The organism is Hydrogenophaga sp. (assembly GCF_025699295.1).
Lineage (GTDB): Bacteria > Pseudomonadota > Gammaproteobacteria > Burkholderiales > Burkholderiaceae_C > Hydrogenophaga.
This window is the reverse complement of record NZ_JAILWB010000001.1, coordinates 72630-85022: the sequence shown is the minus strand read 5'-3', so window position 1 is coordinate 85022 and position 12393 is coordinate 72630. Positions and strand designations below refer to the sequence as shown.

General features: G+C 69.4%; 10 protein-coding genes and 1 pseudogene. 1 reads left to right on the top strand and 10 read right to left on the bottom strand.

Going from position 1 to position 12393, the window contains the following annotated elements:
• Nucleotides 1–2: 2 nt before the first annotated feature.
• From K5880_RS00385 to K5880_RS00375, 3 genes are all read right to left on the bottom strand, one after another.
• Entirely contained in the window at nucleotides 3–449 is a 447-nt protein-coding gene (locus K5880_RS00385; RefSeq protein ID WP_297647168.1) for a GatB/YqeY domain-containing protein, read from the bottom strand.
• Nucleotides 450–559: 110 nt separating this feature from the next.
• Nucleotides 560–772: a 30S ribosomal protein S21 gene (gene rpsU, locus K5880_RS00380; RefSeq protein ID WP_056273869.1), complete on the bottom strand. Its 213-nt coding sequence runs from the start codon at nucleotides 770–772 to the stop codon at nucleotides 560–562.
• 211 nt (nucleotides 773–983) lie between these two features.
• On the bottom strand, nucleotides 984–1337 hold the full coding sequence (locus K5880_RS00375; protein WP_297647776.1) for an NIPSNAP family protein: 354 nt from the start codon (nucleotides 1335–1337) through the stop codon (nucleotides 984–986).
• 120 nt (nucleotides 1338–1457) lie between these two features.
• Between K5880_RS00375 and K5880_RS00370 the strand changes: the two genes are divergently transcribed.
• Nucleotides 1458–2189 (top strand): winged helix-turn-helix domain-containing protein, encoded by a 732-nt coding sequence (locus tag K5880_RS00370; protein ID WP_297647773.1) that lies wholly within the window; start codon nucleotides 1458–1460, stop codon nucleotides 2187–2189.
• A 2-nt stretch (nucleotides 2190–2191) separates the two neighbouring features.
• Here the strand turns inward: K5880_RS00370 and K5880_RS00365 are convergent, their stop codons facing one another.
• The 7 genes and pseudogenes from K5880_RS00365 to nirB all read right to left on the bottom strand — a co-directional run bounded on the left by K5880_RS00365 (nucleotide 2192) and on the right by nirB (nucleotide 12238).
• Complete coding sequence (locus tag K5880_RS00365) at nucleotides 2192–3409, bottom strand: NAD(P)/FAD-dependent oxidoreductase (protein ID WP_297647165.1); 1218 nt, start codon at nucleotides 3407–3409, stop codon at nucleotides 2192–2194.
• Nucleotides 3410–3413: 4 nt separating this feature from the next.
• A complete protein-coding gene (locus K5880_RS00360) occupies nucleotides 3414–4541 on the bottom strand; it encodes a sterol desaturase family protein (RefSeq protein ID WP_297647163.1) in 1128 nt (375 codons plus the stop codon).
• Between the two features lie 72 nt (nucleotides 4542–4613).
• The gene (gene cobA, locus K5880_RS00355) at nucleotides 4614–5399 is read right to left on the bottom strand and encodes a uroporphyrinogen-III C-methyltransferase (protein WP_297647770.1); all 786 of its coding nucleotides are present in this window, start codon (nucleotides 5397–5399) and stop codon (nucleotides 4614–4616) included.
• Entirely contained in the window at nucleotides 5383–6315 is a 933-nt protein-coding gene (gene ybiB / locus K5880_RS00350) for a DNA-binding protein YbiB (RefSeq protein WP_297647160.1), read from the bottom strand. The genes cobA and ybiB overlap by 17 nt, the downstream gene beginning before the upstream one ends.
• Nucleotides 6316–6373: 58 nt before the next feature.
• A pseudogene (locus K5880_RS00345) lies at nucleotides 6374–9193 on the bottom strand (molybdopterin-dependent oxidoreductase); the annotation flags it as partial.
• Between the two features lie 85 nt (nucleotides 9194–9278).
• Nucleotides 9279–9683, bottom strand: coding sequence for a nitrite reductase small subunit NirD (nirD, locus tag K5880_RS00340; protein WP_297647157.1), 405 nt, complete (start codon nucleotides 9681–9683; stop codon nucleotides 9279–9281).
• A complete protein-coding gene (nirB, locus tag K5880_RS00335) occupies nucleotides 9680–12238 on the bottom strand; it encodes a nitrite reductase large subunit NirB (RefSeq protein ID WP_297647154.1) in 2559 nt (852 codons plus the stop codon). The genes nirD and nirB overlap by 4 nt, the downstream gene beginning before the upstream one ends.
• Nucleotides 12239–12393 lie beyond the last annotated feature (155 nt).

Sequence of the window (12393 nt, the reverse complement as noted above, 5' to 3'; positions counted from 1 at the left end):
GTTCAGGCCGCCAGCGCCGCCTTCACGGCGGCCGAGACGGCGCCCATGTCGGCCTTGCCGGCCAGGCGGGCCTTGACCGCGCCCATGACCTTGCCCATGTCACCCGGGCCCTTGGCGCCGAGTTCGGCGACGATGGCCTTCACCTCGGCGGCCACTTCTTCGGCTGACAGGCGCGCGGGCAGGTAGGCCTGCAGCACCGCCATCTCGGCGGTTTCCTTGTCCACCAGGTCCTGGCGCGCGGCCTTGGTGAAGGCTTCGATGCTGTCCTTGCGCTGCTTGACCAGCTTGTCCACGATGGCGATGACCATCGCATCGTCCAGCTCCACGCGCTCGTCCACTTCCTTCTGCTTCATGGCCGCGGTGAGCAGGCGGATGGTGCCCAGGCGCTCGCTGTCCTTGGCGCGCATGGCGGTTTTCATGTCTTCGGTGATCTGGTCTTTCAGGCTCATGGGGGGCTCCTGGAGGGTGTGGCAAGAGAGGGAAGACAACAAAAAAGCCCGCCTGAGCGTCCTCCAGCGGGCTTTCGGGGCAACCGGGCAGCAGGCCCGGTGGCTCGTGCTCAGTACAGCTTCTTGGGCAGCTGCATGGAGCGCACGCGCTTGTAGTGGCGCTTGACGGCAGCGGCCTTCTTGCGCTTGCGCTCGGCGGTGGGCTTTTCGTAGAACTCGCGGGCGCGCAGGTCGGTCAGCAGGCCCAGCTTCTCGATGGTGCGCTTGAAACGGCGCAGGGCGACGTCAAAGGGTTCGTTGTCTTTTACACGGATGGTCGTCATTGGCGAAAGATATCCAGAATGCGCGGAAAGAGGATGGCCGGGAAGATCGGGCCCGGGCGTCGTTTCCGCAAAATGTCCCGTCATTAACTAGTATTGGCCGACGGGGATTTGCCAGCAAAGCCTTGGATTATAGCCATTCCGGGGCAATTGGCTACCGGCACGGCGGCTTTGCCGCCCGATCGCGGGCGGTGCCAGGGGCCCGTGCCCGCAGTCAGGCAGGGGTTGCGGTGGCCACGGGCAGGGCCGGGCGAGAGAAGGTGCCGGCCACCACCTCGGTGAATGTGCGCTCCTCGCGCAGGATGAAACGCAGCCGGCGCGCCATCTCGAAGTTCGCCCGCCCCTCCTCGTCGGCGCGCAGGCGCGCGCGGTAGGTCTCGTAGGCCGCGAGGCTGTCAAAGCCGATCAGGCCCCAGGCCACGTCATTGGTGCCCTCGCTGGGCAGGAAGTAGCCCACGAGATGGCCGCCGCAGCGCGGGATGATGCGGCCCCAGTTCTCGGCGTAGGCGCGAAAGGCGTCGAGCTGGAAGGGGTCGAGCTGGTAGCGGATGAAGCAGGTGACGGACAGGGACAGGGACATGGGCGGCTTTCGGTGGATTCGGATGCCGCATGGTGCGGACTTTCCGGCACGGGATGTTTTGCTGTGGAGCGAACCATGCCCGGCCCCGCTGGCCTCACACTGGAGCCCATGAACACCAACCGCATTGCCCATGTGGCGGCCCTTGTGGGCGAACCGGCCCGCACGGCCATGCTGCTGGCCCTGATGGACGGGCGCGCGCTCACCGCGCGGGAACTGGCCGACGTGGCCCGGGTGACCCCGGCCACCGCCAGCCGCCACCTGGGGCTGATGGTGGAGGCTTCGCTGCTGCGGGTGGAGCGCCAGGGCCGGCACCGCTACCACCGGCTGGCGTCGACCGAGGTGGCGCGGGTGCTCGAAGGCGTGATGCAGCTTGCGGCGCCGGCCTCGACCCCGGCGCAGCGGCGCATGGTCGTGGGCCCGCGCGACGTGGCGCTGCGCACCGCACGCACCTGTTACGACCACCTGGCCGGTCGGCTGGGGGTGGCCATCGCCGGGCATCTGCAGGACGTGGGCGCGGTGGTGTTCGACGGCGAGGCGGCTGCGGGCCATGTGACCGACGCAGCGGCCCCGGCACTGCAGCGCCTGGGCCTGCCGCCCGAGGCCGCGCGGGACGACGGCCGGGGCCGGCGGCTGCACTGCCGCCCCTGCCTGGACTGGAGCGAGCGGCGCATGCACCTTGCGGGCCGGCTGGGCGCCCTGATCTGCCACCACTGCCTGGAGAGCGGCTGGCTGCTGCGGGGCCAGGGCACGCGGGCGCTGACGTTCTCGCCGCGCGGCGAGATGGTGTTGCGCGACTGGATGGGGACGGCGCGCTGGCAGGAGGTGTGCGCCGGCGGGTGAACTCAGCGGGTGGGCAGCGCCTGGGCACAGGCGTGCGCGGACGCCCAGGCCCACTGGAAGTTGTAGCCGCCCAGCCAGCCGGTCACGTCCACCACCTCGCCGATGAAATACAGGCCGGGCTGTTTCGATTCCAGCGTCTGGGACGACAGGTCGCGCGTGTCCACGCCGCCCAGCGTGACCTCGGCCTTGCGGTAGCCCTCGGTGCCGGTTGGGGTGATCTCCCAGCGCGCGAGCCGCTCGGCCAGCCGCGCCAGGGCCTTGTCGGCCGCCTCGGCCACCGGGCGCTGCCAGTCCGCGTCCTGCTGCACCCAGGCGTCGGCGAGGCGGGACGGCACGAGCGACGCCAGTTCGTTGGCCAGCAGCTTGCGCGACGTGGCCTTGGCGCGGGCCAGTGCGGCAGGCAGATCGGTGTCCGGTGCGAGGTTCAGGCGGATCGGCGTGCCTTCGCGCCAGTAGCTGGAGATCTGCAGCACGGCCGGCCCGGAGAGGCCGCGGTGGGTGAACAGCAGGTCCTCCAGAAAGGCCATCCTTGTCTTTTTCTCACCGGTATCGATGCGCACCGGCAGCGACAGGCCGGCCAGTGTGGCGTATGGCGCCCAGCCTTCGCCGTCGAAGGTCAGCGGCACCAGACCGGGGCGGGTGTCGAGCAGGCGCAGGCCGAACTGGGTCGCGATGCGGTAGCCGAAGTCGGTGGCGCCGATCTTCGGGATCGACAGGCCGCCGGTGGCCACCACCACGGCGCGGCTGCGCACGGTGCCCTGGGTCGCGGTGTCGATCTCGTACACGCCGTCGCCGTTCTGGCGCAGGGCTTTCACGCCGCAGGGCTGCCAGCGCTGCACGCCGCCGGCTTCGCACTCGCGCAGCAGCATCTGGATCAGGTCGTCGGCCGATCGGTCGCAGAACAGCTGGCCCTTGTGCTTCTCGTGGAAGGCGATGCCGTGGCGCTGCACCAGCGCGATGAAATCGGCCGGCGTGTAGCGCGAGAGCGCCGAGCGGCAGAAGTGCGGGTTGGCGCCCAGGAAGTGCTTGTGCGGCGCCTGCGGGTCGAGCTCGCGGTTGGTGAAGTTGGCGCGGCCGCCGCCGGATATGCGGATCTTCTCGGCCACCTTGTCGCTGTGGTCGAGCACCAGCACGCGCAGACCCCGCTGGCCGGCGATGCCGGCGCAGAACAGGCCGGCCGCGCCCGCGCCGATGACGACGGCGTCCCAGGTGTCGTTCACCCGTTCAGCCCTTCCAGGTGAACGGGAAGGCCAGCTGCTTCAGAAAACCCCTGGGCACGTAGTCACCGAGCACGCCATAGCGCTCGGGCCAGACCCGGGGGCTGTTGACGGCGGTGCCGAACAGGTGGTCCAGGAAGGCGTAGTGCGCGGCGTAGTTGCGGTCCAGCGCCTCCTGGTCCTGGCTGTGGTGCCAGTGGTGGAAGTTGGGCGTGACGATGAGGTAGCGCAGCGGGCCCAGGCGCACGCTCACGTTGGCGTGGTTGAACACCGCCTGGAAGCCGACCACGATGATGTAGGCGTCGATCACTTCCTTGGAGAAACCCAGCAGGTAGATGGGCCCGAGCACCAGGGTGCGCGTGATGATGGTCTCGATGATGTGCTGGCGCGAACCGGCCATCCAGTCCATGTGTTTCGTGCTGTGGTGCACTGCGTGCAGGCGCCAGAGCAGCGGCACCTCGTGGTAGGCGCGGTGCATCCAGTACTGCGCAAGGTCGGCCACCAGGATGATGAGCGGCAGCGCGGCCCAGAAGGGCAGCGCCGCGATCCAGCCGCGCACGCCGTCCACCGGCACCCAGCCGAAGATGTTGTGCACCAGCAGGTTGGTGGCCAGCAGCATGAAGCCGATCACCATGTGGTTGACGATGAAGTGGTGGAAGTCGGTCTGCCACTCGGGCCGGAACACCGGCTGGTCCTTGCGCAGCGCGAACAGCTTCTCGATGAAGATGAAGATCAGCGCCGAGCCCAGCAGGTCGAGAATGAACCAGTCCATGCCGATGTAGGGCGTGTCGTCGGGAAAGTTCGGGTCTACCTCGACCTGGTGCCCGCCCAGCAGCGCGCTGAGCGTGACCAGCGCGAAGGCGAAGGCCGAGAGCCAGCGCGCGCGGTTGAACAGCACGTTCACCAGGCTCAGGCCGCCGGCCAGCACGAGCGCGCCGAACAGCAGGTGGCGCATCAGCGCCACGTCGTACTGCTTGCGCAGCTCGGGCGTGGTGAGGTACTGGGGAAAGTGGAAGGCCATCACGCCCAGGAAACACAGGATGGCCAGCGTGAACGCGATCACGCCGGTGACCAGGCCGCGGCCGGGGCGCAGCGCGCCGTGGCTTTCGGTGAAGCGGTTGAGTTTTTCGAGCATGGGGCACCTCCGTCGGCACGCCTCTGCGGGCGCGGGTGTCGCAGTGTAGCGGCGTGCCTCGGCCGCAGGGGCTCAGGCGGTACGGGCGAAGGCTTCGTCGGCCTGCACGGCGGCGATGCCGCTGACCACGTCGCCGACCACGATCACGGCCGGGCTGCCCAGGCCCTCGCGCTCGATGGTGGCGCGCAGCGCTCCCAGGGTGGTGAGCGCGTGGCGCTGTTGCGGCAGGGTGGCGTGCTGGATCACGGCCAGCGGCGTGCCCGCCGGCAGGCCGGTGAGCAGGTCCTGCTGGATCTGCGCGGCGCTGGACACGCCCATGTAGATCACGAGCGTGAGCTTCGCGTCGCGCGCGGTGGCGGCCAGGGCCTGCCAGTCGGTGCCGCTGTCGCCGGGCTTGGCGTGACCGGTCACGAACACCACGCCATGCGCGTGCTCGCGGTGCGTGAGCGGCGCGCCCAGCGAGGTGAGGCCGGCCAGGCCGGCGGTGATGCCGTTGACCACCTGCACCTCGATGCCGGCGGCGCGCAGGTGCTCCACCTCTTCGCCGCCGCGGCCGAAGATGAACGGGTCGCCGCCCTTGAGGCGCACCACCACTTCGCCTTCGCGCGCGGCCATCACCATGAGCTTTTCGATGAAGGCCTGCGGCGTGCTCTTGCAGCCGCCGCGCTTGCCCACGTGCACGATGCGCGCATGGGGTGAAGCATGGGCCAGCACACCTTCGCCCACGAGGTCGTCGACCAGCAGCACGGTCGCGGCGCCGATGGCCTTTACCGCCTTGAGCGTGAGCAGTTCGGGGTCGCCGGGGCCGGCGCCCACCAGGGCTACGGTGCCGGGCAGGAACTCAGAGGGCAAGGGCATGGGTTGCGGGTTCATGGTGGGCCATTTCTCGCAAGATGTGTTCCACCTGCAAGGCAATCGGCGTGGGAATGGGTAACGAACCGTTCAGCACGGCGCGGATGTAGGCCGCCGTGTTCGCGGCATTCACATCGGGCAGCGAAGGCAGCTTCGCCAGCGGGCCGTCCTGCTGCGCCTGCACCTCGGTGCGTTCGCCGTCGCGGAACACCTCCATGCGCGGCGTGCGGCGCGCATCGGCCACCGGCTCGCCCTCGGTGCCGCGCAGCAGCAGCGCGTGCGCGCCGGTCAGGGCCCAGGTGGCGGCCATGGAGTGCGCGTACTCGGGGTGGGTGTAGCTGCCGACGATGAAGGCCTTGCCGGCGCAGGGGTTCATGAGCTTGACGAGGCTGTGCGCCGGGTTGCGCAGGCCGACCGCGCGGCGCACGTCGAGCAGGCGCTTGAGCGCCGGGCTGAGCACCTCGGTGGGCACGAACGCCACCTCACCGGCGCGCAGGGCCGCGGGCACGTCGCGCGCGGGCGCAACGCCCAGTTCGGCGAACACGCTGGAGGCGAACACGCGCCGGTCCTCGGTGGCGGTGCCGTGCACCAGCACCGCCGCGCCGCGCTGCGCCAGCAGCAGCGCGAGCAGCGGCGTGAGCACCGGCAGCTTGCGCGCGCCGTTGTAGCTGGGCAGCACCACGGTGGTGTGGCCATGGTCGGGCAGCCGGTGCAGCCGCGCGTGCGCCGCGTCCAGGAAACCGGCCATCTCCTCGGGCGTCTCGCCCTTGATGCGCATGGCCAGGCAGAAGCCGCCGACTTCCAGGTCGGTGACCCGGCCATCCAGCACCTGGCCCAGCAGGTCGGTGGCCTGCGCGCGCGTGAGCGAGCGGGCACCGTCCTTGCCGCGACCGATTTCCTTGATGTACTGGCTGATGCCCATGGCGCGCGATTGTGGGGCAGGTTTGATGACTTGACGTTATATGCCCGTTGCCGCCGTTTCAGGCGGTCTGCACCGACGCGGCGGTGTCGCGCACCAGCCGCTTGAGTTCGGGCAGGCAGGAGCCGCAATTCGTGCCGCATCGCAGGTCGGCCTGCAGCGCGGCCAGGCGCTCGGTGTCGCTGCCGTCGCAGCGTCGCAGCCGCGCCTGTATCGCGTCCTCGGCGACGTTGAAGCAGGTGCAGACCTGCCGCCCCCGGGCCACCACGGACACCGGTGCTTTCGCGCCCGGCATGAGCAGCAGGCGGCCGTAGGCGGCCGCGGGCAGTTCGTCCTGCAGCAGCGGCTTGATCCAGATTTCGGCGCGGGTGTCGCCGGCGAGCACGAAGCCTTCGAGGCGGGTGGATTCGCCCTCGCGCACCAGGCGCGCGCTGCGGCGCTGGCCCAGGCGGCGGTCGGCGTAGCGCAGCACGTCGGTGCCGTCCAGGCCCAGCAAGGCTTCGATGCGTTCGACCACGCCCGGCCCGGGCACCTCGTGGGCAGCGGCGCGGAACAGCACGCCGCTGCGCCCGCGCGCCGGGGCCTCGTCCAGCGGCACGCCGTTGGCGAAGGGCACGCAGGAGGCAAACGGAAATTCCGCCATCAGGGCTCGCAGGCCATGGTGCGTCTCCAGAGCCCGGGCCTCTGGCAGCCAGGCCACGGCCAGCAGGTTCCAGGGGAGTTCGGCCTTGAGCACCTTCACCGCCGCGTGCTTGAGCTCGGGCTGCTTCGAGGTCGGGCAGAAGGCCGAGGTGGTGAGCGCGTTCACGCCGGCCAGTGGCTGGCCGGTGCTGCTGCGTCCGCTGAGGTATTCGGCGCCCCAGTGCATGGCGATGAAGGCCTGCGACAGGCCGATGTCGGCGCTGGCCTGCGCGGGCACCAGGATGGAGCCGCGCTTGCTGGTCACGTGCACCAGGTCGCCGTCCTTCAGGCCGCGGCGCTCCATGTCCTGCGGGTTGAGCTGCACCGAGGGCTCGGCCACATGGCCGAACAGGCGCCCGAGCGTGCCGGTGCGCGTCATGCCGTGCCACTGGTCTCGCAGGCGCCCGGTGGTGAGCGAGAACGGGTAGCGCGATTCGCGCGGCTCGGCCAGCGGCACGAAGGGCAGGGCGGCGAAGCGGGCCTTGCCATCGGGCGTGGGAAAGATGCCGTCTGCGTACAGGCGTTCCTTCCCCTGCGTCTGGCCGGCCTTGAGGGGCCATTGCTGCGGGCCTGCTTGTTCCAGCATGGCGTAGCTCAGGCCCGTGATGTCGAGGTCGCGCCCGCGCGTGGATTCGCGGTGTTCGAGCCACAGGCTTTCTGCATCCGCGTAGGGGAACAGCGTGGGCTGGCCGGGGCGAAGCCGGGTTTCGAGCCGCTGCGCAAAGTCCACCACGATGCGCCAGTCGTGCCGCGCTTCGCCGGGCGCGGGCACGGCCGCTCGCACGCGGCTGATGCGGCGCTCGCTGTTGGTGACGGTGCCGTCCTTCTCGCCCCAGGTGGTGGCGGGCAGCAGCAGGTCGGCGTGGTCGCACGTCGCCGCGGTGGCAAAGGCCTCCTGCACGACGACGAACTCGGCGCGCTGCAGTGCGCGGCGCACGGTGGCCTGGTCGGGCATGGACTGCGCCGGGTTGGTGCAGGCGATCCACAGCGCCTTCACCTGGCCGTCGGCCGCGGCCTGGAACATCTCCACCGCGGTGAGGCCCGGCTTCCCGGGCACGTCTGGAACCCCCCAGAGCGCGGCGACTTCGGCGCGGTGCTGCGGATTGGCCAGGTCGCGGTGGGCGCTGAGCAGGTTGGCCAGGCCACCGACCTCGCGCCCGCCCATGGCGTTGGGCTGGCCGGTGAGCGAGAACGGGCCGGCACCGGGCTTGCCGATCTGGCCGGTGGCCAGGTGCAGGTTGATCAGCGTGGCGTTCTTGGCGGTGCCGCTGCTGCTCTGGTTCAGGCCCTGGCAGTAGAGGCTGAGCGTGGTCTTGCGATCCGCGAACCCCTGGCCGTCAAGGCCAGCGAACCATCGGGCCGCGGTAAACAGGTCTTCCTTCGGCACGCCGCAGGCCTGTGCCACGTGCTCGGGCGTGTATTCGCGCACCAGCGTCTTGAGCGCATCGAAGCCGGTGGTGTGCGCGGCGATGTACGCGCTGTCGGTCCAGCCTTCCCACAGCATGATGTGCAGCAGGCCATGGAACAGCATCACGTCGCTGCCCGGTTGCAGCGGCAGGTAGAGGTCGGCGAAGCCGGCGGTGTCGGTGCGGCGCGGGTCGGCCACGATCACCTTCATGGCCGGGTTGGCCTGCTTCGCTTCCTCGATGCGGCGGAACAGCACTGGGTGCGCGAAGGCCGCGTTGCTGCCGACGATGAACAGGCATTGCGCGTGGTTCACGTCGTCGTAGCAGGCCGGCGGCGCGTCGGCGCCCAGCGTGAGCTTGTAGCCGGCGACCGCGCTGCTCATGCACAGGCGCGAGTTGGTGTCGACGTTGTTGGTGCCGATCAGGCCCTTGGACAGCTTGTTGAAGGCGTAGTAGTCCTCGGTGAGCAACTGGCCGCTGATGTAGAAGCCGACCGCGTCGGGGCCGTGGGCCTGGACCGTGTCGGCGAAGCGGTCGACCGCGAGGTCCAGCGCGCTGTTCCAGTCGGTGCGCTGCGGCGCCGTGCCGCGCGTGGTGCGCACCATGGGGTACAGCAGGCGCGCCTGCTGCGCGATCGCGGGCGTGGCGGTGAGGTGCAGCGTCTGGCCCTTGGTGCAGAGTTTTCCGAAGTTGGCCGGGTGCTGTGGGTCGCCGCGCACGGCGGTGATCTGGCTGCCCACGCTGTCGATCAGCACGCCGCAGCCCACGCCGCAGTAGGGGCAGGTTGATCGCGTGAGGGCTTTTCCTCCCTCTCCCCCTGGGAGAGGGTCGGGGTGAGGGCCTCCTTCGGAGCGAATGGGCACGGGGAAAGCCCTCACCCTAGCCCTCTCCCAGGGGGAGAGGGGACAAGGCACGTCGGGCGGGGCCGGCCACAGGTCGGGTGAGGTCGGTGGCATGGGACGCCAGCTCGGTGGCATCGAGGTGCACCACGCCGTCCTCCACCTTCACCGCGAACCTGGGCGTGCAGCCTTCATCGGGTTCCTTCGCGCAGCCGCTGTCCAGGCCGATGGTCCAGTTGTGCAGCGGGCAGGCCACATGGGTGCCGAAGACGATGCCCTGGCTCAGCGGGCCGCCCTTGTGCGGGCAGCGGTCGAGCAGGGCGAAGACCTCGTTGCGGTCGTTGCGGAACACGGCCACGTCCAGGCCGTGCTCGCGCTGCACGCAGCGCGAACCGAGCACGGGGATGTCGTCGACGCGGGCGATGGGAATCCAGCGGTGGCTCATGCTGCGCTCCCTTCGAGGGCCACGGCCTTGATGGGGATGAACTGGCGCGTGTCCACGGCGGCCTTCTGGTGCTCGAACCAGGGGTCGGGCTCGCCATCGAGCGCGAACTGCAGCTGTTCCCACAGCGCCTTGCGGCCCTCGGCGTCTTCCAGGATGCGCTTCTTGACGTAGTCCAGCCCGACGCGGCTGACGTAGTGCACCGTGCGTTCGAGGTACCAGCCTTCGAGGCGGTAGAGCTGCATGAAAGCGCCGGTGTATTCCATCACCTCCTCGGCGGTCTTGAGCTTGGTGAAGAAATGCGCCACCTCCGTCTTGATGCCGCCGTTGCCGGCCACGTACATCTCCCAGCCCGAGTCGACGCCGATGATGCCCACGTCCTTGATGCCGGCCTCGGCGCAGTTGCGCGGGCAGCCGCTGACGGCGAACTTGACCTTGTGCGGCGCGTACATGCGCCACATGGCGCGCTCCAGGTCCTTGCCCATCTGCGTGCTGTCCTGCGTGCCCATGCGGCACCACTCGCTGCCCACGCAGGTCTTCACCGTGCGCAAGGCCTTGGCATAGGCGTGGCCGCTGGGCATGCCGATGTCGTTCCAGACGTTCTGCAGGTCTTCCTTCTTCACGCCCAGCAGGTCGATGCGCTGCCCGCCGGTGACCTTCACCGTCGGAATCTTGTACTTGTCCACCGCATCGGCGATGCGGCGCAGTTCGTCGGCCGTGGTCTCGCCGCCCCACATGCGCGGAATCACGCTGTAGGTGCCGTCCTTCTGGATGTTGGCGTGCATGCGCTCGTTGATGAAGCGGCTCTGCGGATCGTCCCTGGCCTCCTTCGGCCAGGTGCTGATCAGGTAGTAGTTGACGGCGGGGCGGCAGCTCGCGCAGCCGTTGGGCGTGCGCCAGCCCATGCCGGCGAAGACCTCGGCGGTGGTGAGGTACCTGCTCTCGCGGATGGCATCGCGCACCGCCTGGTGGCCGTGGTCGGTGCAGCCGCACATGGCCTTGAGCTTGGGCGTGGCCGAGTAGTCGCCGCCGGCGGTGAACATCAGGATCTGCTCGACCAGGCCGGTGCACGAGCCGCAGCTCGCGCTGGCCTTGGTGTGCTTGCGCACCTCTTCCAGCGTGAACAGGCCCTTGTCCTTGATGGCCTTGCAGATGCTGCCCTTGGTGACGCCGTTGCAACCGCAGACCTCGGCGTCGTCGGGCATGCCCGCGGCCTTGCTGTGGCCCTCGTGGCCGGTGTCGCCGATGTTCGATTCACCGAACATCAGCTTGTCGCGGATGTCGGCCACGCTGCGGCCCTCGCGCAGCAGCTTGAAGTACCAGCTGCCGTCCACCGTGTCGCCATACAGGCAGGCGCCGACCAGCTTGTCGCCCTGGATCACCAGCTTCTTGTAGACGCCGCCCGAGGGGTCGCTCATCACGATCTCCTCGGTGCTGTCGCCGCCCATGAAGTCGCCAGCACTGAACAGGTCGATGCCGGTGACCTTGAGCTTGGTCGAGGTGAGCGAGCCGCTGTAGCGGCCGATGCCGAACTCGGCCAGGTGCGTGGCCAGCACCTTGCCCTGCTCGAACAGCGGCGCGACCAGGCCGTAGGCGATGCCGCGGTGCGCCGCGCATTCGCCCACGGCGTAGATCCGCGGATCGGTCACGGTCTGCAAGGTGTCGCTGACCACGATGCCGCGGTTGACGTGCAGCTTCATCGATTCGGCCAGGGCGGTGTTGGGGCGGATGCCCACGGCCATCACCACCAGGTCGGCCGGGAGTTCGGTGCCGTCCTTGAAGCGCACACGTCCGACCCGTTCGGGCACCACGGCACCCCGTTCGCCCTGAGCTTGTCGAAGGGCCTGCGGGGCTTCGACAGGCTCAGCCCGAACGGTTGCTGGGGATTCGGTCCGAACGGCGGGAAGCAACGCCTCGGTCTGCGCACCGATCAGGAATTGCATGCCGCGCTGCTCCAGCGACTGCTGCAGCAGCTTGCCGGCCACGTCGTCGAGCTGGCGTTCCATGAGCCAGGGCGCCACGTGCACCACGCTCACCGCCATGCCGCGCTTCATCAGGCCGTTGGCCGCTTCCAGCCCGAGCAGGCCTCCGCCGATGACGACCGCGTGTTTGTAGTGCGTGGCCGCATCGATCATGGCCTGCGTGTCGGCGATGTCGCGGTAGGCCAGCACGCCCTGCAGGTCCTTGCCCGGGATCGGCAGCATGAAGGGGTTGGAGCCGGTGGCCATGATGAGGCGGTCGTACGGCGCTTCGATCACGCCACCGTGGCCATCGTCGGCGCGCACGATGCGCCTGACGCGGTCCACCGATGTGACCGTCTTGCCCGCGTGCAGCGTGATGCCGTGGTCGCTGTACCAGGCCCAGTCGTTGAGCACGATCTCGTCCAGCGTCTGCTCGCCCGCGAGCACCGGCGAGAGCAGGATGCGGTTGTAGTTCGGGTGGGGCTCGGCGCCGAAGACCGTGATGTCGTACAGGTCCGGGGCGATCTTCAGCAGTTCCTCGAGCGTGCGCACACCGGCCATGCCGTTGCCCACCATCACCAGTCTTGATTTCTTCATGCGCCTGCTCCAGTCGGTTCGTGGTTCTCTTGATCGTCGAATGCCTGCGCCTCATCCGCGACGGGGCCGCGCACATGCGATGCGCAGGCGCCCGGGCGCTGGTGAGAGGCAGTTCAATGCGGTTGTGCCGGCGAAAGGTGCCGGCCGGGGCGTGC